Below are 21146 nucleotides of genomic sequence, written 5' to 3'. Positions count from 1 at the left end.
GGTTCCCCGCCAGTCCGGGGGCGCGGCCGCCCTCAGCGGACCGCCCCCACGTCGAGGCGTTCCCGCACGGCCGCGACCCGGGGCCACCAGGCGGCGAGTTCCTCGGCCCGGCCGAGCGCCTCGCGGGCCCCCGCGTTGTCGCCGGCCGCCATCCGGGCCCGGGCGAGGGTGGCCAGGTCGTCCGCGCGGGACAACGGGCCCTGGCTCTGGTCGGCGGCCAGCGCGGCGAGCCGCGCCGAGGCCGCCACGTCCCCGTCGAGCAGGGCGAGCGCGGCACGGGTCCCGTTCAGCCGGTGTTCCGGGTAGCCGAGCCGCACGGCGTCCGACATGGCCCTGCGCGCCACCGGCAGCCCGGTGTCCGGTTCCACCTGGCCGACCTCCACCGCGGACACCGCGAGGCCGGCCAGCCCGGCCAGGGCGAAGGACATCCGGCGGGGGTCGTCCCCACCGCGCTGGACCATGCCCATCGTCACCGCCACCGCCTTGGCGTACCGGCCGGTGGCCTCCAGGACGCTGACCTGGCAGGCGGAGGTCGACCACGTCCCCGGCCGCGCCCGCGCCAGCCGGTCGGCGGCCGCGGCGGCCTCGGTCAGCTGACCGGCCAGCACCGCCTCGGTGACCTCCCGGGCGAGCGGGGCCGCCTCCATCTCGGCGAGCCGGGCACCGGAGACCCGGGGCAGGCGGAACAGCAGCCACCCGGTGGAGGTGCTGCCGGCCGTGTCGCGGGGGAGCAGCGCGTGGACGATCCGCGCCACCCCGCCGAGGAGAGCCCCGGTCCACAACGGATCGGGCACACCGAGCAGCGGGAGGGCGGCGGCCGTCGCTCCGGCCAGGGCGGAGCACAGACCCGTCGCCCACAACCGGAGGCGCACCGGGAGCCGGTCCGGGCTGATCGAGACCGACAGCGAGACGGGGACGGCCCGCACCGCGACCACCCGGCGCGGCGTGCTCCACTCCCGGACCAGCCGGCCGACGCCGACACCGACGCGGGTCACCCGCCCGCCGCCGAGCGCCGCCCCGAGCAACATGCCCAGCTGGAGCGCGAGGGAGACCCCCAACAGGCCCAGCAGCGCGCCGGACCAGGCCAGCAGGACGGCGAGCACCCCGTCGGCCAGGGTCATCGGCAGCAGCGCCAGCGGGACGAGGACGGCCAGCAGGACCCCTGGGCGGCGCAGCGCGGTGAACGGTCTCACAGGACCGGCACGCTAGCCGGGCCCGCCGCCCCGGTGGTGCGTTTTCGCCCTACTCCCGGGCCGGGAGCACGACCGCCACCGCCCCCGACCCCCGGGGACGAGCGCCGCCGCGCCGACCGGGGGTGACGGTCGAGCCGTCGCACACACACGAGGTCGGTGGTCACGGGTTCTCCGGCAGGCCCGGGAAGCCACGACCTCGTCGCGGAACCGGCAGGTCGTGGGGTGGCCGCGCGCGGGGCGGAGCAGGGGGACTGGCGGAATCCCTGTGGTGCGGACCACAAGCTGGATACAGTGCCAGAGGGTGAACTGTCGGTCACACCGTAGGCACTGGGGGATTCGCGATGGTGGTTCCGGGTGGACCCGGGAGGGGAGGACCTCCGGGGGGAGGCGGCACTTCCGGCGGATATCCCACGCCTCCGCCGGGTGCTGGCGGGGGCGGAGGCCAGCACGACCCGAAGGTCCGGGTGGCCAGGATCGGACTCGTCGGCGCGATCGTCACCACGCTGATCACGGCGGTGGCCGGGGTGTTCACGGCGTACTTCGCCGGTCGGGAGGTCGGGGGGAACGAGGCGGCCACCGTCACGGTCACCGAGACGGCCGCCCCCGACCCGCCGGCGGTCACGGACACCGGTGCCGGGGGAACGGACGCGGCCGGAGACGAGCAGGGCCGGAACACGGCGGTCGCGGCGGTGGGCGAGATCCGGTTGGTGGACCAGACCGCAGTGGATGGCGGGTACGACTTCGACATCGGGTCCGCGACGGTGCTGCGGCAGGAGTACCCGGACGCGCTGGTGCAGAGCGGACCGTGCGAGGCCGCGATCACCTACAACATCCCGGCGGACGTGGGGGAGTTCCACACCGAGGTGGCCCTCTCGGACAGTTCGCCCAACACCAGCCGCACCCTGTTGACCCAGGTGGATGACGGGCCGGTCGAACGGACGAAGGTCGTCCCGGGAGTGCTGTCCGAGGTGACCGTCGACGTCTCCGCCGGGTTCCGGATCACCCTGGCGGTCGAGGCCGACGACTGCGACTACTGGGATGGCGCCACGTTCACGGTGCTCCCGAACCCGGTCTTCCGGCCCTGAACCGGCCAACCGGCCGGAGGTGGTGCGCCGAGGACGGTTCCCGAGCGCGGTACGACCACGGCGGGCGGTTCGCCGAGGACGCCGCCGTCCCCGCCGTCCCAGGGCTCCGGTGGCTCCGCGCGGGGCCCGGGGGCACGCGCGGAGGGGCCGACCGAGCCCCGCGTTCGCGCCGCACGCCCGGGTCGGGCGCGCGGCGCGGGGTGTCACGGCACGGCTGGGGAACCGCCGGGCACCACGGGCAGGCCGGCGGCCTTCCACGCGCGGAAGCCGCCCACCATGTCGGTGGCGGCCCGCAGCCCCAGTGTTCGCAGGTCGCGGGCGGCGAGGCTGGAGGCGTAGCCCTCGTTGCAGAAGACGACGACCGGGCGGTCGGCCACCACCCCGGGGAGCCGGTGCTGGCCCTCGGGGTCCAGCCGCCACTCCAGCACGATGCGTTCCACCACGACGGCCCCCGGGATCTCGCCCTCCGCCCGGCGGTTGGCCATCGGCCGGATGTCCACCAGCAACCCGCCTCCCGTGCGCAGGCGCTCGACCCGCGCCGGTTCCAACCGGTCCAGCCCGGCCCGGGCCGCCTTCAGGAACTCCTCGACGCTCAACGCCGGCTCATTTCCCGAGCACGCTGGCATGGACGGCGCGGAGGGGCGCGGGCGCGAGGACGCCGGGGGAGCGGCTCGGCTCCTCCGAGGCCGTCGACCGTCGTGCCGGCGCGGGGAGGGCCGCGATCCGGTCGGGGATGTCGGCCAGGCTCCGGTACTCGCGGGTGGGGACGAGCGGCGGTGAGTAGGCGTGGACGGTGACCGCGTCACGGGCGCCCGTGTTGCGCACCTGGTGCGCGCGCCCGGCCCCGAAGCCGAGGGCGTCCCCGACACGGCGGGTCGCGGCCCGTACCGGCCCCCTCGGGTACCGGTAGTCCTCCCGCACCTCCCCGGCGAGCACGGTGAAGGAGCCCGCCGCCCCGCCGTGGTCGTGGGGTTCGGTGCCCTGGCCCGGCATCCAGGTCAGCAGCCACACCTCCACGCCCTCGGTCAGCGCGAGCCGCGCCCACCAGCGTTGGGCCGGCACGTACCTGGCGAGGCGCAGCAGTGGGGCGGCCAGGTCGAGGGCCGTCGAGCGGGTGAGGTCGCGGAGTTCCCCCGCCGACCACCGGAGGCGGTCCGGGCGCAGGAGTCGCCGGAACGCCGGGACGTCCAACGCCTCGTGGACGTCGACCTCGCCGGGTGCGGGTGGTGCGGCGGCCGGGTCGGCCGTGCCGGTGCCGTTCGGGCTGGTGGCGTCTGGGCTGGTGGCGTCGATGACCCGGGTGGTGGCGGGGTCGGTGGGGGACGGATGCGGCCGGTTCGCGCTGGTGCCCCCCGCATTGGTCGGGGAGGGCGCGGCGGCTGTCGTGGTGGTCGGAGCGGACATGGCGGTACTCCTGGGGCTGGGCGTGGACGGGGCGCGAGGCAGACGCGACACACCGGCCGCGCTGTCCGCGCGGCAGCCGACGAACCCTGGTGCTGACCTCGGGAACGGGAGGAGGCGCGGTCCGGGGTGGACCACCCGGCGCGGGTGGGATGAGGAACCCGGACGCCCGAGCGACGAGTCGGGCGGTGGACGTCAGCCGGTGGGGCGCGTCCCCCTACACACCGCGGACGCGACCAGGAGCAGGTCGACGGGGCGGTCCCGCCACATCAGCTTGGCGCCGGTCACGCCCGCAGTCTTCCAGCGGGCGTGGACTCGGAACAGTGGTCGCGCCACGGCGCCCACCAGGCGGGAAATCTTCCCCTGAACAGGCGAATATCCGCTGGAAAGGGGGATGTTGCCTACCGGACGTCGCGCCATGCTCGCCTCGTCCTGGTCGAACGGGTGGGCAGTGCTGCGGTCGTGTCGTCGGATCGGGCGCGCGGAACCACTGCGTGTGGCGCGTATTCGTTAAGAGACCAGGCCGCGTTGCCGGAACTCGCACCCGGCGAGCGGGGGACGGGGTGCGGTCTCCGCGTCCGCGCCGGGCATCGCACTGCCGGCACGACGCCCACCGCGCTCACCCGTTCCGGTCCGAAGGCGGGTTCTGGGGATGGCGAGCGGCCCGCCGGTCGTGGTGGACGGCCCGGCGAGCACCTCGGTGTCGTGGCGGGTCGTCGCCTATCGCATCTCCCCGGACTGTTGCAAACGCGCGGTTACGCGGAAGCAGTGATGCGCGCCATGCTCACGCCGCCGTCCCAGGCCGAGTCCTGGGTACAGATCCGGCTAGCCCGACAACGTGTGTTGGAGACCGCGCGCTGCACGTTCGTCCTCGACGAAAGCGTTCTCGCACGGCCGGCGGGACCCGCAATCATGGCTGAGCAGCTGACGCACATAGCGGAGGTAGCCGAGGCAGGTCGGGCCGCCGTGCACGTGCTGCCGTACACAGCGGGGCTGACTGTCGCGCAGAACGGCGGCTGGTTCCTCATCACCCCGCGCAACGGCCGCCTCGTCGTGCACCTTGAGCACTACCGTGCTGCGGTCTTCGTCCTTGCGGAGGGCGACGTGGCGGCCTACGTCGCTGCGACGGATAACCTGATCTCCGCGTGCGCCGACCCCGCCGCCTCACTGGGGATGGTGCGGGAGTACGCAGCCCGACACGCAGCAGAGGAGCAGCCATGATCAGCAATTGGCAGAAGTCGAGGCGGTCCGGCCAGCAGACATCCTGTGTCGAGATCGGCACGGGAGCGAGCGCGGTCGTCGGCATCCGCGACACCAAGAACCGGGACGGCGGAACACTCCTCGTGCACCGGGCCGTCTTCGCGGCCTTGGTCGACGCCGTCAAGGCGGACCGCCTGCGCTGAAGTCCTACCAGCCCTCGACTCCGTGCCGGGGGCTGTGCTGTGTTCCGAGGCGTTCTACTCCACCCGTGAGGATGCGGCGTGCAGCAGCACGATCGGCTTACGAGGTCGCGACGGCTAGTGTCGTGACTGCGAGTTTCGAGCATCTATGCGAGCGGATTCTGTCGGCGCGCTGGACCCCCCCAACTCGTCGCGGGATCTGATCACAAGTCATGCGAACACTCACAGAGGAGCATCATGACCACGACCACACTGGGCAGGCTGGCGGAAGTCACGCCGCAGCGACGCAAACTCCAATTGCGTTGAGATCGGCAGCGCGCCTGACGTCGTTGGCATCCGTGACACCAAGAACCGCGCGGGTGGCACCCTCGTCGTCGACCGGCCGGTCTTCGCGGCGTTGGTCGATGCCGTCAAGGCTGATCGTCTTCGCTGACAGTCCCAGCAGCCCCCGACTCCGCGCGCAGCTCTGTCTCCCGGCCACCCATCCGTGAGAACGTCCCCTGCATCGGGTCGGCTTGTGGGGTCGCGGCGGTAGTGCCGTGACTGCGACTCTCGATCCGTCGGCCTCGGCTCAGTCGAGAAGTGCCTTGCCAGGCACGCAGAGGAACAACGGTGTTCACGTGGCGGAAGCGATACGACACCAGGAGCACCATGAAGATCACGCCGCTGCGCGTAGACCTCATCCCACAGATCCTCGCGCTCATGGACCGCGGGGCGCCCTACGTCAGGGCGCGCACTGCCTCCGACTACTGGCTCTACGCCACCCTGTTCTCCTCCACATGCCCCACCGCCCTCATCAACGATGAACTCGTCGGAGCGGTCATCGCTTTTCGCAGCCAGGACGCCCCGAGTGAGGTCTACATCCAGGACGTCATGACCCATCCCGGCCACCGCCGAGCCGGCATCGCCCAGTCCCTGATCGGCCACGTCCGCGACCAGGCAACCGCCTGGAACTGCACACGGATCTACCTCACCTCCGAACCCGAGAACACGGCCGCACAGGCCACGTGGGAATCGATGGGCTTCTCCAACGCCGGCGGCGATCGCATCGTCAACGGGGTCGTCATCGCCAACTTCAAGGGACCCGGCAAGGACCGTGCCGTCTACCAGCTCTCGATCTGACCTGTTCAGGAGAACGTTGCTGTCAGGCTCACCACGCCGCGATCCCTCATCCGCACCGCGACCCCGACACGCCGCAGGCCGACCAGTCGTTGCGCGGAGGCAGTCCCCAACCAGCAGGTTGTACGAGGCCTCCGGTCCCCTTGGTGCCAGGGACGCGGAGGAGTAACCGTGTTCATGTGGCGGACGAGCACGCGCAGCGGCGTGCAGGCCAACTGCGTCGAGATCGGTACGGCAGCGAGCGTGGTCGTCGGCATCCGGGACACCAAGAACCGGGACGGCGGAACACTCCTCCTCCCCCGGACTGCCTTCGCCGCGTTGGTCGACGCCGTCAAGGCCGATCGTCTGCGCTGACAGTCCCAGCAGCCCCCCGACTCCGGGCCGGGGGCTGTGCTGGTGCGCCGAGGGGTTCTCGTCCCATCCGTAGGAACACGGCGTGCGGCGCGGTCGCACGGAGAGGGCACCCCAACCCCCACATGTCGCCACCGTGCCCGGCACCGGCGGACAACGCCGGAGCGGCACACGGGTGCGTGGGGCGGAGGAGGACCTCCGCCCCACGTGGACTACCGCCGGGTGCCGTGCCCGGAGTCGGGCTCTGAGCCGAGAGGGCCGAAGTCGAGCGGGGCACCCGCGGGCCCGACGTCCTCCGGACCACCAGGTCCGAACTCGCCCGGCCCCACGCCGGTCGGCCCGAACCCACCCGGCCCGAACCCGCCCGGCTCGAATCCGGCCGCCGGGCTGGCGCCGGGAACGGGACCCGGAGCAGTGGAGGGATGAGCGGCCGGCGGCGAGGTGTGCGGGGCGGGGGCCGCCCACCCGGCCGGCGGTGGCGCGGGAGCCGGTGACCACGAACCCGGTGGCGGCCCGCCGGCCTGGCCCGGGGGCGCGGCGGGTGCCGCCGGCTCCGCGCCGCGCCAACCGGGAGGCGCGCCGGGGATCGTTCCGGGAGGCCCGCTCGGGCGAGGCGCGCGCACCGGTGGGCCGGCGGGCACGCCGCTCCCGGGCTGGGGGATCCGCCGGGCAGGCCCCTGCCCGGGAGGGGCGGACCCGAACGACGAGCCCATCCCGCCGGCCGCGCCCCCCGCCGGGCCGGTCGACGCTGGTGCGGCGGCCGGTGCCCCGACGCCAGGCCCAGCCGCTCCCGCGCCCTGCGGGCTGACCCCAGGGGCACCGGAGCCCGCTCCCTGCGGGCTGACCGATGGGGCGTCGGAGGCGCCCTGCGGGCTGACCGACGGCGCGGACGGTTCGTACCGGTGGAAGGTGTGCGTCTCGTTGGCCCCCGCGTTCGGGGTCAGGTTCTGCACGTGCGGGACCTGGGAGGGCGCCTCACCGCCGCGCTGGAACGTGTGCGTCTCGTTGGACCCGGCGTCCGGGGTGAGGTTGGTGACCGCCGGCACCGGGGTGGACCGCGCTTCGTTGGCCGTCTGGTGCCAGCTGTTCGCCGCCGACGTGCCACCGCTCACCGCCGATCCCCCGGCACCGCTGAGGGAGTCCATGCTGAACGGGTTGTTGCCCTGGCGGACCTCGTTCAGCGCGTTGGAGGCGACCTTCTCGGCCGCGCCCCGGGCCATTCCCTCGGCCATCGCGTCGAAGCCGCCGGGCGCGGGGGTGTCGCCCTTCGGGAAGAGGGACCCGCTGGCCGAGCTGACCGCGCCGCTGACGACGCCCCCCGCCGCCGACTCGGTGATCCGGTCCGCGTCGAAGTTGCCCTGGAGGGCGTCGCCGAGCGCGGTCTTCGCACCGGCCTTGATGCCCTCGGTGATCGGCTTGCCCGCCGCGTCCAGGAGCTGGTTGGCCACCCCGTCCGTGGCGCCGCCCCCGCCGCCGGTGAGCTGCCCGGCGCCACCGCTGACGGCGTTCACGACCCCGTCGGCCGTCGCCTCGGCGGCCGCGGTCCCGGTCCGCCCCCAGTCCCACTCCTGCCGGTTGCCCTCGGCCATCTGGATCGACTGGATGACGACGTCGGGCAGCACCTTCTTCAGGTATGCCTTCGTCAGCTCCTTGACCAGCAGGATGAACAGCTGTTTGACGATCTCGCGGGTCGCCATCTGCGCGAGGGGGATACCGGCGGTGCTGCCGCCGAAGGTCCCGGCCGCCGCAGCGATCATGATCGCGATCTCGATCGCGAGGATGACCAGCTGGGCGATGATCATCATCTTGGTGTACTCGACGTTGAGCGCGCCCGCGTCGCACTTCTCCGCCAGTGCCCGGCAGATCTCCTCCAGCGTCGGCAGCCGCTCCTCGCCGCCACCGGTGTACTCCGTCCAGGCCGCGCGGATCGCCTCGGCGGTCTCGCCCTCCATCTGCGCGAGCACGGCGGTCGCGGCGGCGTCCCCGCTCGCGGCCACCTCCGCGACACCGTCGGCTGCCGTCATCCACGCCTGCGACAGCCGGCGCAGCGCCTCCTCGTCACCCTCCGGCCAGTTGGAGCCGACCACGATCGGCAGCAGCCACCGGCACTCCTCGGGGATCAGGTTGTCCCACTTGGACATGTCGAACTCCTAGGCCATCCGGTCGAAGTGGTCGGCTGATTCCTCGTCCATCTGGTCCCAGGTGTCGGCGGACGCGTCGATCTGCGTCCGCATCTCCCGGATCCCCTCGACGAGCGTCCCGAAGTACTCGACGACGGCCGGGGCGGTCGGGGCGTACTCCTGGGCGAAGGCCTGGCCGGACTCGTCGGCGCCCCAGCAGTCGTCCTCGGCGTCGATCGCGGCTCGCAGGGTGGTGAGGACGTCCTCCAGCTGCGCTGCCGTGCTTTCGAACTTCGTGTTCTCCGTCCGGATCTCGGCGGTCCGGACCTCGTACCCGCCGCTCACCAGCGGCCTCCCCGCATGACGGAGCCGCCGGTGTCGTCCTCGTCATCGTCCTCGGGCCTGCCGCGCGAGGTGAGGGGCGCGCCGCCGACGTTCGGTGGAACTCCTCCTCGGCTGGTCGAGGGGCTGGGCGCGGGGCCGCCCTCGGCCCGCTCGGCGCGCTCCGGCGGTGGTTCGGGCAGCGTCCCGGGGGTCCGCAGGGACGGGGCCCCCTCCACCAGGTCCGGCAGGTCGGGGACACCCCGGTGCAGCGGCGCGAACAGGTCGCTCACCTGCTGCCGCACCTGGTCGCCGGCCTGCTGGATCACCTCGGTCAGCGTGCGGGAGAGCTTCTCGGGTGTGCTCCTGCCGAAGGCGGTCGGGGCCAGGACGATCTGTTCCACGGTCCCGGTCGAGCCGACCCGCACCGTCACCAGCCCGTCCCGCGAGGTGACCTCCGCGTTCGCCTGGGCGGCCTGTTCCTGGACCTCCCTGATCTCCTCCTGTTTTTGGCGGAAAGTGCTCAGGAGGGAATCCATCGTCTGACGCATCGCGGAATTGCGCGCCTCCAGGTTCGCGATGTTGTTCCCGTGGTTTTCCACACGGCGTCCTTTCCGTCGTTCGTGGTGACCTGGTGGGCAGGTCGTGCCTGTTCCTGGCCCGTGACCTGCTGGTCCGGTGATCCTGTTCGTGTGCCGGAATCCAGCGCTCCGTGCGTCGAGTCGACGACGTGTCCGGTGCGGTGGCCGTTTTTTTCCGGGGTCGTGTTTCGCGGCGGTCGTTCTCGGGTGGGACGTGGTTCGTCCGACACCCGTTCCGCGTTGTTCCCATTTCTCGCGGCGCGGTCGCCCGGCTCCGTTCCGTGACCGCGACTCCGGGTGCCACCCCGTGGCGGGTGGCCGCTCTTCGTGGGGAGGGCGGGGGAGGCGTGCTGGTGCGGCGTCCCCGTCGCTGGCCGTCGCCGGCTCCTGGCGCGGGGGTGGAGCGGTCCGGTGCCGTCGGGCCCGCGCGCCTGGCCCGGCGGGGGCACCGGGGGCCGCGCCGGTGCGGCGGCGTGTCGGGGCGGCTACCTGGAGCAGTGGGGCACCCGATCGGGAAGTGCGCTGGCCCCGGCCGTCACAATGGGTGGGTGACCGACCGGGGCTTGCAGGGCGCGACGAACGTAGGGCCGCGGCAGCGCGGCGAGGACAGCGACGCCGAGGCGGTGGACGTGACCGACCTCGTGATCCGGATGGACGGGGTCGGGGTGCGGCGCAACCGCAACGACCTGCTGTCCGGGGTGGACTGGAGCGTCGAACTCGACGAGCGGTGGGTGGTCCTCGGGCCGAACGGCGCGGGCAAGACCACGCTGATCAGGCTGGCCGGGGCGGAGATGCACCCGTCCAGCGGCACGGTCCACCTGTTGGAGGAGCGGCTGGGCGGAGTGGACGTCTTCGAGCTGCGGCCGAGGATCGGCGTGTGCTCGGCGGCGACCGCGCAGCGGGTTCCCGGCGAGGAGATCGTCCGGGACGTGGTCGTGAGCGCCAGCTACGCCGTCATCGGGCGGTGGCGCGAGCGGTACGACGAGCTCGACACCGGTCGGGCGGAGGAGCTGTTGGCCGCGCTCGGCGTCGGGCACCTCGCCGACCGCCCGTTCGGCACCCTCTCGGAGGGGGAGCGCAAGCGGACCCTGATCGCCAGGGCGTTGATGGCCGACCCGGAGCTGTTGCTGCTCGACGAGCCGGCGGCCGGCCTCGACCTGGGCGGCCGGGAGGACCTGGTCGCGCGGCTGAGCCAGCTCGCCCTCGACCCGGACGCCCCCGCGATGGTGCTCGTCACCCACCACGTGGAGGAGATCCCGCCCGGGTTCACCCACGCGATGCTGCTGCGGGACGGCGCGGTGGTCGCGCAGGGCCTGCTCGACGAGGTCCTCACCGAGGAGAACCTGAGCGCGACCTTCGGGCAGGACCTGAGCCTCGAACGGTCCGGCGACCGGTTCTTCGCCCGCCGCCGGGGCTGAGCGAGGACGAGCCGGTGGGACGACGGCGCGCCGCCGTCCCACCCCGGTCGGCCGGTCAGCCCTCCGTCCCCTCCCAGGGGCGCGCGAACTCGGGCATCGTCGGTGTGAAGCGGTAGGCGTCGCGCTGGCCCAGCAGGTGGTCGAGGGCCGGCCGGGCCGGGGCGGCCGGTGGGGCCGTGTCGCCACCGGCTCCGGCCCCGCTGGGCACGTCGGGTTCGGGAGCGGACGTCGGGCGGTGGGCGGGGAGCGGGGCCGCCGGGGCGGGAGGACGGGCGTCCTGGACCTGGTCGTCCGCCGGCCGGGGCGGGGCGACCGGTTCCGGGGCCGGCGGTTGCGGAGCCGGTTCCGGCGGGGCCACCGGCTCCGGTTCCGAGGGTTCTCCGCCGCAGTTCCCGCTCACCAGGGTCACGTACTCCGGGAAGTACTTGTAGGTCACCGGTTCGTCGTCGAAGCGGATCGGAACCGGGACGCCGTCGTGCCGTTGTTCGAAATGCAGGTGGAACTGGCCGGCGGAGCCCACATCACCCACCTCGCCGATCGGATCGCCGGACCGCACGACGCTGCCGGTCCGCGCCATCGAGGCCGTCCGCATGTGGACGTACCGGGTGGACCACCCGTCCCCGTGGTCCAGGACCAGGTACGAGGACCCGTCGCCGTACACGCCGTTCTCGGCGACCGTCCCGGCCCTGGCGGCCACGACCTGCCGGCCGTCCGGCGGGCTGCCCTGACCGAAGTCCAGTTGCGCGTCCGGGTAGGCGTGCCCGGTGTGGGTGTAGGCCCGCCAGGTCTCCCCGCACGGGAAGGGGAGGTGGAAGAGCGGGTGGGGGGCGGACACGGCGCGTGCCCCGCCGTCGACGGCCGGTGCGGTGGGTGCCGTCGCGAGGCCGGCGACGACGGCGGCGGAGGCCGCCAGGATTCCCATCCGTCTTCTCGTGCTCCCACGGCCCGAACAGTTTTCTGGGTTCATCGATCAGTCCTTCTCAGCAGGAGGTGCCGTGCAGGAAGTCGATATGGCGCCAGTCGGCTGTGCTGGAATTCCGCGTCAACCAGTCTGCGAGCAGCGTGTTCCGCGCGCCACGCCGGAGCACGCGTGAGTGAGCGGCGGAATTCGACCGTTCGGGCCGGGGAATTGCGGTTCCGTGGGGGACGTGCGCTCGACACGGGGATAACGGGGGCGGTCCGGCGGTGGGGACCGACGCCCGACGGATTCGCCGGACCGCCGATCGAGGGGGGACCGCCGAATCCCCGGGCGTCGGCCCGGAATCCCGAGTCGCCCGCCACCGCGTCCCGCGCCCGCCGGCCCCGACCGTGCCGCCCCTCCACCCGGTGGTCGCCGGGGGCCACGAACGCTCTACCGCACGGTAACCTTCGTCCCGGCGGGGGCCGGAGATCGGACGGCCCAGGGCTCGTGAGGAGGACACTGGCGTGGGTGAGTTCGTCACACTGGAGGCCACTGCCGGGGTGGGGACCATCCGGCTGCACCGCCCACCGCTCAACGCCCTGAACAGGGTGCTCCAGCGGGAGTTGCGCACCGCCGCCGAGGACGCCTCGGAACGCTCCGACGTCCGGGCCGTGGTCGTGTACGGCGGGGAGAAGGTCTTCGCCGCCGGCGCGGACATCAAGGAGATGATCGACTCCGGGTACGCGGAGGCGTTGGCTGGGCAGCGGAACCTCGCCGCCGCGCTCGACGCGGTGGCCGCCATCCCCAAGCCCACGGTCGCCGCCGTCACCGGGTACGCGCTGGGCGGCGGGCTGGAACTGGCGCTGTGCTGCGACCACCGCATCGCCGGCGACAACGTGAGGGTCGGCCTGCCCGAGGTCCTGCTCGGGGTCATCCCCGGTGGGGGCGGGACCCAGCGGCTGGCGCGCCTCGTCGGCCCGGCCCGCGCCAAGGACCTGATCTACACCGGCCGCTACGTCGACGCGACGGAGGCCAGGGAGATGGGACTGGTCGACCGGGTCGTCGGGGCCGACGAGGTCCACGCGCGGGCGGTGGAGTGGGCCGGCCAGTTCGCGACCGGGCCGGCCGTCGCCCTCGCCGCCGCCAAGGCCGCGATCGACGGTGGCCTCGACGGCGACCTCGACAGCGGGCTCCGCCTGGAGGGCCAGTTGTTCGCCGGGCTCTTCACGACGGAGGACCAGAAGACCGGAATGCGTTCCTTCGTCGAGAACGGGCCGGGCAAGGCCGTCTTCGACGGCAAGTGACCCGCCCGCGCGGGACGACCAGGGAGGTCGACGTGACCGATCAGCTCACCGGCGAACCGGACGCCCAGCAACCCCGTCCCCACCCGCACGCCAGCGCGGAGGAGGTCGACGCGGCCTGGAACGACCCGAAGCTCGCCAACGTGCTGTACCACGACTGGGAGGCGGCCAGCTACGACGACAAGTGGTCGATCTCCTACGACCAGCGCTGCATCGACTACGCGGTCTCCCGCTTCCGGGCCGTGGCCGGTGACACCGGCCGCCCCTACCCGACGGCGCTGGAACTGGGGAGCGGCACCGGCTTCTTCCTGCTCAACCTGATGCAGGGCGGCGTCATCGAACGCGGCTCGGTCACCGACCTGTCCCCGGGGATGGTCGAGGCGGCGCTGGCCAACGCCGACCGGCTGGGGCTGGACGTCGACGGCCGGGTGGGGGACGCCGAACGCATCCCCTACCCCGACGACAGCGTCGACCTCGTCGTCGGCCACGCCGTCCTGCACCACATCCCGGACGTCCGGGCGGCCATGCGGGAGGTCCTGCGGGTGCTCCGCCCTGGCGGCCGTTTCGTGTTCGCCGGCGACCCGACCCGCATCGGCGACTTCTACGCGCGGAGGCTGGGACGGGCCACCTGGTGGCTGACCACCAACCTGACCCGGCTGCCCGCGTTGCGGGACTGGCGCCGGCCGCAGCGGGAGCTCGACGAGTCCTCCCGCGCCGCCGCGCTGGAGGCGGTCGTGGACCTCCACACCTTCGATCCCACCGAGTTGGAGCGGACCGCGCTGGCGGCGGGCGCGGTCGACGTCCGCGCCAGCACCGACGAGTTCACCGCCGCCCTCTTCGGGTGGCCGGTGCGGACCTTCGAGGCCGCCGTGCCCCCCGGCAAACTCGGGTGGGACTGGGCGATGTTCGCCTACCGGACCTGGCAGCGGCTCAGCCGCTTCGACGAACGGGTGCTCGCGAGGGTCCTGCCCCGGGAACTCTTCTACAACGTGTCCGTGACGGGGGTGAAGCCGGACCGGCCCGTCCGGTTGCGCGGGTGAGCGCCCCCCGGCGCGGCACCGCCCGCCGCCCGCCGCACCCGTTCCACCGCCGGTGGGGCACCGAACGCTGATGGGTTACACGTTCACCCTCGACGACGTGCGGTTCCTGGCCTGCGAACGGGGGCGGGCCGCGCTCGCCGCGCTCGCCGACCGCCCGCTCACGGCGGCCACCCGGCTGGCGGACGTCGCCGCGGCCAGGTCGCTGGTCGGGGACGACCGGGCCGCCGCGCTGCTCGAGACCGCCGTGCTGCGCCGCCGGGCCGCCGGGCGGCTGCGGTGGGCGGACGACTGGCTGTTCACCGAGGACGCCGTCCAACAGGCCACCGCCACCGTCGTGGCCGAACACCGCGCCCGCCGGCTCGCCGACCGCGACGTGCACGACCTGACCTGTTCGGTCGGTGCGGACCTCGTGCCCCTGGCCACGTCGGCGCGCCGCTGCCTCGGCAGTGACCTCGACCCGGTGCGCCTGGCGATGGCCGCCCACAACGCGGCCGTGGCCGGGGTGGCACCGCTGCTCGTCAGGGCCGACGCCGTGCGCCCGGTCAGCCGGAACGCGGTGCTGCTCGCCGACCCGGCGAGGCGGGAGGCCGGTGGCCGCCGCACCTGGCGCCCCGAGGAGCTGGCACCGCCGCTCCCGGAGCTGGTCGCCGCGGCCCGGGGCCGCGACCTCGTGGTCAAGGCGGCCCCGGGGCTGGACCCCGACCTGGTGCCGTGGGCCAGGGAGGTGGAGCTCGTCTCCCTCGACGGCGGGGTGCGGGAGGCCGCCCTGTGGTCCGAAGGGCTGGCGACACCGGGCGTGCGCCGCCGCGCGAGCGTCCTCGGCGGCGACGGGAGCGCCTGGGAGCTGACCGACGCCGATCCGGACGAATGCCCCGTCCGGGAACCGGGGGAGTGGCTGGTCGACCCGGACGGCGCGGTGGTGCGGGCCGGACTGGTCCGCCACTACGCCGCCCGGCACGGCCTCGGCCAACTCGACCCCCGGATCGCCTACCTGACCGGGGACCGGCCGCCCCAGGGGGTGCGGGCGTTCCGGGTGCTGGAGCACGGCCGCTACGGCGAGCGGACCCTGCGCGCCCGGCTGCGCGAACGGGAGGTCGGGCGGTTGGAGATCCTCACCAGAGGGGTGTCCGTGGACCCCGACGCCCTGCGGAAGCGGTTGCGGCTCCGAGGCCCGGCGGAGGCGACGGCGGTGCTCACCCGGATCGGGGATACCCCGGTGGCCTTCCTGTGCGAGGCCGAACGCACCTGACGCCGCTCCCGGTCGACCGGCCCTCCTACCGTTCCCGCCGGCGCTGGCAGGCCCAGGCCACCAGCCAGCCCGTCTCGGCAACGGCGTCCAGCAGGTAGACGGGGGAGATGCGACCGCGGCGCACGTAGACGAGGTCCACGGCGAGCAGGGTCGCGGCGGTGCCCACCCCGAGGATCCGCGCCTGGCGGTGGCTCTCCCGGCTCCGCCCCGTCCGCAGCTGCCCGAGTCCCGCGACGACCAGCAGCCCACCGGTGGTGTACTGCAACCAGTCGTCGACCTTCCTCGGGCCGAAGACACTCTCGAAGCTCCTGATGCTCACCAGCGGCCACAGGCCGCCGAGCAGGGTGAACGCGCCCTGGCACCGGGCGAGCCCCCGAGGGCCGATACGCATCCTGGACCCCTTTCCGCTGGTCGTGACTCGGTGGTCCCGGAGACCTCCACCCGGGGCGGCCCCGGGGGGACCCGTGTCCGGGCACGTCCGCCGGTTGGGGAGTGCCCCGGAGGAGCCGATCAAGTCCTCCGACCCGCCCCCGGTGCTCGCCCCGCCGGGCTCGTGGCCCCCTGGGGAGGTTGGGGCGGCGGAGGCCGGCGCGTATCTTCCGCTGGGTGAGCGCGCTCTGGGAGTCCCTGGTGTCGATCCGGTCGTGGTTCCGCCGCGACCCGGAGCAGGCGAGGTTCCTGACCCGGGAATCCCTCCGCTGGGTGATCCGGAACCGGGCCTTCACCCCGTGGTACCTGGTGCGCTACCTGCGGCTCCTCCGCCTCCGGGTGAGCCGACCGCAGGTCGTCCTGCGCGGCATGGTGTTCCTCGACCGGGGGGTCAGCATCGAGTGCCGCGCGGGCCACGGGCGGTTGGAGCTCGGGCGCTGGGTGCACGTCGGCGCGGGGACGGCCGTGCGGTGCCACGAGGGATCCCTGCGGATCGGGGACAAGGCCGTCCTCGCCCAGCGGGTGACGGTGAACTGCTACCTCGACGTGGAGATCGGGGCCGCCTCGCTGGTCGCCGACGGGGTGTACGTCTGCGACTTCGACCACGTCACCACCGACCCGCACCGCCCCATCAAGGACCAGGGCATCGTGAAGACCCCGGTACGGGTGGGGGAGGACTGCTGGCTGGGGACGAAGGCCACCGTCCTGCGGGGCAGCCGGATCGGCCGGGGGTCGGTGGTGGGGGCCAACGCGGTCGTCCGGGGTGAGCTCCCGCCCTACGCGGTCGCCGCCGGGATCCCCGCCCGGGTGGTGCGTCGCCGGGTCCCGGACGGGCCGGCCGGCGGTGGCGACGAGGGCACTGGCGGTTCGGCCGGTGGTGGCGCCGAGGGCACTGGCGGTTCGGCCGCCGGCGGGGCCGGGGCCGAGGGCGTCGCGGGGACACCGGTCGCGGGCTGACCGACCGGACCGGGCTCCCCGAGGGCGGGCCCGCCGGCTGGTGGCCGACGCCGCACCACTCCGTCGAGGTGGGCGTCCGCGCTGGCCCCAGGCGGCGTGTGGCGGGGCGCGCCCGGCCTGCCCCGTCCCGGGCCGGTCAGGCCCCGGCGCCGAACACGTTGCCCGAGGGGATCTTCGGACGTCCCAGCACGGTGGCGGGGCGCCGGCTGGCGCCCTCGTACTCGCGGGCGGTGTCCGCCGCGATGCGGTCCCAGTCGAAGTCGGTGGCCAGGCGGGCGAACGCGGCGTCCGCTCGCTGGCGCGCGGCGGCCGGGTCGTCGAGGACCTGGCGGACCGCCTCGGCCAGCCGGGGGATGTCCCCGGGTGGGAAGGAGACGCCGGTGCTCCCGTCCCGGACCACCTCGGCGAGGCCGCCGGCGGTGGAGGTGACCAGCGGCACGCGGGCGGCCGCCGCTTCGAGGGCGACGATCCCGAAGGGCTCGTACCGGCTGGGGAAGACGGCGGCGTCGGCGGTGGACAGCACGGCCGCCAGCTGTTCGTCGGGGAGGTGCCCGACGAACCGGACGGCCTCGGCCACCTCGTGCCGCTGGGAGTCGGCCACGAGCTCGGTCGCGTGCCGGCCGCTGCCCGCCACGACGAGCGTGGTGCCCGGGTGGTGGCGGCGGATCTCGGGCAGCGCGGCGATGAGGTCCTGCACGCCCTTCTCCCACTCCAGCCGTCCGAAGAAGACCAGGGTGGCCGGTCGCGCCCGCCCGGCGGCCGTCCGGACCGGGGAACCGGCGCCGTCGGGCGCGGGGAGGGCGGTTCGGGTGCCGGGGGCGACTCGGGTGGCGGAGGGCCGCTGGCCGCCGGCGTCGTCACGCGACGCGCCAGCACCGCCGGTCGCGGGGACCGGAGGCGGGGCAGCCGCGAGGGCCGCCGTTCCCGGCCGCCCGGTCCAGCGGTGCGAGTCGATGCCGTTGTGCAGGACCACGACCCGCTCGGCGTCCACGTCGAACAGGTGGGTGACCTCGCGGCGCATCGCGGCCGAGCAGGTGATCAGCAGGTCCGCCCTGTTCGCCAGCCACCACTCGACCGAGTGCACCTGCTGGTTCAGGCTGTGCGAGAGCCAGCCGCTGTGCCGGCCGGCCTCGGTGGCGTGCAGGGTCGCCACCAGCGGGACGTCGGCGGCGTCGGCCAGTGCGGTGGCGGCGTGCGCCACGAGCCAGTCGTGGGCGTGCACGACCCTCGGCCGCCAGTCCCGGAGCAGGCGCATGCCCTCCCGGACCATCGAGTGGCCCATCGCCAGGGTCCAGGCGACCAGGTCCCGTTCGAAGGTCAGGTGGGGTGGGTCCTCCGCGACGCGCAGCACCCGCACCCCCTCCCGCCGCTCCTCGACGGTGGGGTGGGTGGTCGCGTCGCTGCCCGCCGGATGCCGGGCGAGCACCACCACCTCGTGTCCCTGCCGGGCCAGGCGGGTGGCCAGCGCGTGCACGTGCCGCCCCAGACCGCCGACCACGACCGGGGGGTACTCCCACGACAGCATCAAGACCCGCACCCGCTGATCCTCCCACCGGCGTCCGGTCCGTCGCGGACCGCGTGGAGGGTCGTCTGGTCGGCCGACGCCCGGTCAGGGTGGTGGATCAGCCCGTCAGGCCCACCACCGACGGCGGGAACGACCTCACGGAACGGTCGGCGGCGCCCAGGTCGCGGGCGTCGAGGTGGCCGAAGGGGCCGTCGTGTCCCCGCAGCCGCTCGGCGAGGCGCGTCGCCTCGGCCCGGTCGCCGCGCTCGACGAGGTCGGCCAGCCGGTGGAAGTGCCCGGCGTGTTCGTGGGCCCGGTGGAGGGCGTAGTCGGCTGCGGAGTCGCCGGTGACCATGAAGGCCCAGTCGCTGGAGACCGCCAGCAGCGCCTCCCTGTCCAGTTGGTCCAGCACCGGGTCGCGGTAGGGGGTGCGGTGCCGGTCGCTGAGGTCGACCAGCCGCCGTTCGACCTCCCGGTTGGCGGCGGCCAGGTCGGCGACGCGGTCGCCGTTCCACACCCGCCAGTCCCGGCCGACGCCCCAGGAGCAGGGCGGCGGCTGGATGGCCGGCCCCGGTTCGTCCTCGGCCACCACCTCGCCCAGCGTGCGCACCCGCACCCCCGCCTCCGGCAGCGCCCGCAGCACCCCCTCCAACCACTGGGGGCCCTCGTGCCACCAGTGCCCGAACAGTTCGGTGTCGAACGCCGCCACCAGGGTCGCGGGCCGACCCGTGGCCTCGGCCTGGCGGAGCAGCCGGTCCCGCACCGAGGTCACGAAGTCGTCGACGTGCTCGCCGACCCGGTGGAGGGCGCGCGCCGGGTCGTAGGGGAGCTTGTCCTCCGGGGCGACGTCCCGCCCGGTGACCCTGGCCGGTTTCAGACCGGACGGGTGGTCGAAGGTGTGGAAGTCCCGGTAGTCGGCGTGCCCGGGGTAGCCGTCGTCCGACCACACCCGCAGCGACAGCTCGGTGTCCCTGGCGAAGGCGACGACCTCGGAGTCCCCGAGCAGCCGCACCGGGATGTCGTCCCCCGCGAGGTCCGGCAGCGCGGCGCCCTCTACCACGAGGTGGGTGACGCCCTCGGCGGCGTAGTCGTGCTCCATGCCCGGCGCGTAACCGCACTCGGGCGCCCAGATCCCGCCCGGCGTCCCGCCCAGCCGGTGCCGGCCGTCGGCCAACCCCACCCGCAGCGCGTGACGTCGCAGCCGGCGACCCAGCAACGGTTGGAAGGGGTGGGTGGCCGGCCCGCCCAGCACCTCCAGCGCCCCGGCCGAGCGCAACCCGGCCAGGACCGGGCTGGCGCCGTGCCGCCACCGCGACTCGAAGCGGTCCAGCGCCCACGCCGAGCGCCGGTACTCGGCGGCGGCCACCTCCCGCAGCGCCGGGTCGTGGCCGCGCCAGCGGCCGGCGGCGTACTGGGCGCGGAGTTGCCAGTTCCCCAGCCAGGAGTGGAACTCGCGGAGGCAGTGCGGGTCGTCGAGCTGCGCGGCGAGCACGGGGGTGACCCCGAGCGAGAGCAGGCCGCGCCGCCCCTCCTCGGCGAGGCGCGTGACGACGTCGAGCACGGGGAGGTAGCTGGCGGCCCAGGCCTGGTGCAGCCACTCCTCGCCCACGGGCCAGCGCCCGTGGTGGGCCAGCCACGGGAGGTGGCTGTGCAGGACCAGGCAGACACTGCCGATCGGCTGCCGCGCGGTCGTACTCATCGGGTCACCGTACCGGCAGAAGATCACCGGCCCGGCCCGGTCGACCGGCGGGGTGGTGACGGCACCCGGAACGAGGCAGTGAGCACCGTCACGTCTGGTGGCGTGCCGCTCGTCACCGCGAGAAGCTACCGGTGAGTAACATGAGTGGTGTTGATGTCCACCAGGTGACGGACAGTGCCACTGTGCCAGGGGGGTGCCGACCTGGCAGGGTCATGCCAACTGATCCGCCGTGCGCGAACACCCCGTGACCCGCAGGAGGTCGATGGAGACCATGAACATCGTCGTGTTGATCAAGCAGGTGCCCGACACCTGGTCCGAGCGGAAGCTGACGGACACCGACCACACCCTCGACCGCGACGCGGCGGACGCCGTCATCGACGAGATCAACGAGCGTGCCGTCGAGGAGGCGCTGCTGCTCAAGGAGGCCCACGGCGGCAAGGTCACCGTCGTCTCCATGGGCCCCGACCGGGCGACAGATGCCATCCGCAAGGCGCTGTCGATGGGCGCCGACGAGGCCGTCCACATCAGTGACGCCGCCCTCCACGGCTCGGACACCATCCAGACGGCCAAGGTGCTCGCCTCGGCGATCCGGACGATCGAGGGCGTGGACCTCGTCGTCGCGGGCAACGAGGCCACCGACGGCCGGGCCGGCGCCATCCCCGCCATGCTCGCCGAACTCCTCGGGCTGCCGCAGCTCACCCACGCCCGCCGGGTCGAGGTCGAGGGCACCGAGGTCCGGGTGGAGCGGGAGACCGAGGACGGCATCACCCACCTCGCCGCCGAACTGCCCGCCGTGGTCAGCGTCGGCGAGAAGATCAACGAACCGCGCTACCCCTCGTTCAAGGGGATCATGGCGGCCAAGAAGAAGCCGGTGACCACCCTCGGTCTCGGCGACCTCGGCATCGACCCCTCCGAGGTCGGGCTGGCCGCCGCGTTCACCTCGGTGGTCGAGTCGGCACCCAAGCCCCCGCGCGGCGCCGGAGAGCGCGTCGAGGACCAGGGCGACGGTGGCGTGCGCATCGTCGAGTACCTGGCAGCGCAGAAGCTCGTCTGACCCAACGAGGAGAGGAAGGCAGT

The 21146-nt window shown here is 74.0% G+C and carries 22 protein-coding genes; 12 read left to right on the top strand and 10 right to left on the bottom strand.

All coding sequences use genetic code 11. The features are described 5' to 3' along the window. Window positions 1-32: 32 nt before the first annotated feature. Window positions 33-1193 (bottom strand): hypothetical protein, encoded by a 1161-nt coding sequence (locus tag C1701_RS06700; protein WP_103055696.1) that lies wholly within the window; start codon window positions 1191-1193, stop codon window positions 33-35. Window positions 1194-1657: 464 nt separating this feature from the next. On the opposite strand from C1701_RS06700, the gene C1701_RS06695 reads away from it, so the two are divergent. Further along, window positions 1658-2278, top strand: a complete 621-nt coding sequence (locus tag C1701_RS06695) for a hypothetical protein (RefSeq protein WP_016700191.1) — start codon at window positions 1658-1660, stop codon at window positions 2276-2278. 203 nt (window positions 2279-2481) lie between these two features. On the opposite strand, the gene C1701_RS06690 is transcribed toward C1701_RS06695, so the two are convergent. Next, a complete protein-coding gene (locus C1701_RS06690; protein WP_026417180.1) occupies window positions 2482-2874 on the bottom strand; it encodes a rhodanese-like domain-containing protein in 393 nt (130 codons plus the stop codon). 7 nt (window positions 2875-2881) lie between these two features. Continuing rightward, window positions 2882-3682 carry a cysteine dioxygenase gene (locus C1701_RS06685; RefSeq protein WP_103055695.1) on the bottom strand — a complete coding sequence of 267 codons (801 nt, stop codon included), beginning with the start codon at window positions 3680-3682 and terminating at the stop codon, window positions 2882-2884. A gap of 768 nt (window positions 3683-4450) precedes the next feature. Here C1701_RS06685 and C1701_RS06680 point away from each other — a divergent pair. The 5 genes from C1701_RS06680 to C1701_RS06660 all read left to right on the top strand — a co-directional run bounded on the left by C1701_RS06680 (window position 4451) and on the right by C1701_RS06660 (window position 6552). Further along, entirely contained in the window at window positions 4451-4900 is a 450-nt protein-coding gene (locus C1701_RS06680; RefSeq protein WP_103055694.1) for a DUF5753 domain-containing protein, read from the top strand. Next, window positions 4897-5082 (top strand): DUF397 domain-containing protein, encoded by a 186-nt coding sequence (locus C1701_RS06675; RefSeq protein ID WP_103055693.1) that lies wholly within the window; start codon window positions 4897-4899, stop codon window positions 5080-5082. Before C1701_RS06680 ends, C1701_RS06675 begins: the two co-directional genes overlap by 4 nt. A gap of 304 nt (window positions 5083-5386) precedes the next feature. Further along, window positions 5387-5512: a DUF397 domain-containing protein gene (locus C1701_RS06670; protein ID WP_248783766.1), complete on the top strand. Its 126-nt coding sequence runs from the start codon at window positions 5387-5389 to the stop codon at window positions 5510-5512. Between the two features lie 179 nt (window positions 5513-5691). Next, window positions 5692-6201: a GNAT family N-acetyltransferase gene (locus C1701_RS06665; RefSeq protein WP_103055692.1), complete on the top strand. Its 510-nt coding sequence runs from the start codon at window positions 5692-5694 to the stop codon at window positions 6199-6201. 174 nt (window positions 6202-6375) lie between these two features. Further along, window positions 6376-6552 (top strand): DUF397 domain-containing protein, encoded by a 177-nt coding sequence (locus tag C1701_RS06660; protein ID WP_085944817.1) that lies wholly within the window; start codon window positions 6376-6378, stop codon window positions 6550-6552. Between the two features lie 209 nt (window positions 6553-6761). Here C1701_RS06660 and C1701_RS06655 read toward each other — a convergent pair whose 3' ends face one another. The 3 genes from C1701_RS06655 to C1701_RS06645 are packed head-to-tail and all read right to left on the bottom strand — an operon-like array spanning window position 6762 to window position 9592. Next, a complete protein-coding gene (locus C1701_RS06655; RefSeq protein ID WP_103055691.1) occupies window positions 6762-8690 on the bottom strand; it encodes a WXG100-like domain-containing protein in 1929 nt (642 codons plus the stop codon). A gap of 9 nt (window positions 8691-8699) precedes the next feature. Further along, entirely contained in the window at window positions 8700-9014 is a 315-nt protein-coding gene (locus tag C1701_RS06650; RefSeq protein WP_103055690.1) for a WXG100 family type VII secretion target, read from the bottom strand. Further along, window positions 9011-9592, bottom strand: a complete 582-nt coding sequence (locus C1701_RS06645) for a YbaB/EbfC family nucleoid-associated protein (protein WP_103055689.1) — start codon at window positions 9590-9592, stop codon at window positions 9011-9013. Before C1701_RS06645 ends, C1701_RS06650 begins: the two co-directional genes overlap by 4 nt. Window positions 9593-10221: 629 nt before the next feature. On the opposite strand from C1701_RS06645, the gene C1701_RS06640 reads away from it, so the two are divergent. Beyond that, window positions 10222-10989 carry an ABC transporter ATP-binding protein gene (locus C1701_RS06640; protein WP_051313430.1) on the top strand — a complete coding sequence of 256 codons (768 nt, stop codon included), beginning with the start codon at window positions 10222-10224 and terminating at the stop codon, window positions 10987-10989. Window positions 10990-11044: 55 nt separating this feature from the next. On the opposite strand, the gene C1701_RS06635 is transcribed toward C1701_RS06640, so the two are convergent. After that, entirely contained in the window at window positions 11045-11911 is an 867-nt protein-coding gene (locus C1701_RS06635; RefSeq protein ID WP_026417178.1) for a murein hydrolase activator EnvC family protein, read from the bottom strand. 503 nt (window positions 11912-12414) lie between these two features. Between C1701_RS06635 and C1701_RS06630 the strand changes: the two genes are divergently transcribed. The 3 genes from C1701_RS06630 (at window position 12415) to C1701_RS06620 (ending at window position 15480) form a co-directional block, all read left to right on the top strand. After that, window positions 12415-13194, top strand: a complete 780-nt coding sequence (locus C1701_RS06630) for an enoyl-CoA hydratase/isomerase family protein (protein ID WP_026417177.1) — start codon at window positions 12415-12417, stop codon at window positions 13192-13194. 32 nt (window positions 13195-13226) lie between these two features. Beyond that, entirely contained in the window at window positions 13227-14231 is a 1005-nt protein-coding gene (locus C1701_RS06625; RefSeq protein WP_103056982.1) for a class I SAM-dependent methyltransferase, read from the top strand. A gap of 70 nt (window positions 14232-14301) precedes the next feature. After that, complete coding sequence (locus C1701_RS06620; RefSeq protein WP_103055687.1) at window positions 14302-15480, top strand: THUMP-like domain-containing protein; 1179 nt, start codon at window positions 14302-14304, stop codon at window positions 15478-15480. A gap of 25 nt (window positions 15481-15505) precedes the next feature. Here C1701_RS06620 and C1701_RS06615 read toward each other — a convergent pair whose 3' ends face one another. Then, window positions 15506-15871, bottom strand: a complete 366-nt coding sequence (locus C1701_RS06615; RefSeq protein ID WP_103055686.1) for a hypothetical protein — start codon at window positions 15869-15871, stop codon at window positions 15506-15508. 215 nt (window positions 15872-16086) lie between these two features. Here C1701_RS06615 and C1701_RS06610 point away from each other — a divergent pair, with 215 nt between their 5' ends. After that, window positions 16087-16866, top strand: a complete 780-nt coding sequence (locus C1701_RS06610; RefSeq protein WP_337662169.1) for an acyltransferase — start codon at window positions 16087-16089, stop codon at window positions 16864-16866. A 136-nt stretch (window positions 16867-17002) separates the two neighbouring features. On the opposite strand, the gene C1701_RS06605 is transcribed toward C1701_RS06610, so the two are convergent. After that, window positions 17003-18403, bottom strand: a complete 1401-nt coding sequence (locus C1701_RS06605) for a glycosyltransferase family 4 protein (protein WP_030104040.1) — start codon at window positions 18401-18403, stop codon at window positions 17003-17005. Between the two features lie 85 nt (window positions 18404-18488). After that, complete coding sequence (locus C1701_RS06600) at window positions 18489-20069, bottom strand: 1,4-alpha-glucan branching protein domain-containing protein (RefSeq protein WP_051313425.1); 1581 nt, start codon at window positions 20067-20069, stop codon at window positions 18489-18491. Between the two features lie 271 nt (window positions 20070-20340). Between C1701_RS06600 and C1701_RS06595 the strand changes: the two genes are divergently transcribed. Next, on the top strand, window positions 20341-21123 hold the full coding sequence (locus C1701_RS06595) for an electron transfer flavoprotein subunit beta/FixA family protein (protein WP_026417172.1): 783 nt from the start codon (window positions 20341-20343) through the stop codon (window positions 21121-21123). Window positions 21124-21146 lie beyond the last annotated feature (23 nt).

Source organism: Actinoalloteichus sp. AHMU CJ021 (assembly GCF_002895405.1).
Lineage (GTDB): Bacteria > Actinomycetota > Actinomycetes > Mycobacteriales > Pseudonocardiaceae > Actinoalloteichus_B > Actinoalloteichus_B caeruleus.
This window is presented reverse-complemented; position numbering and strand designations above follow the sequence as displayed.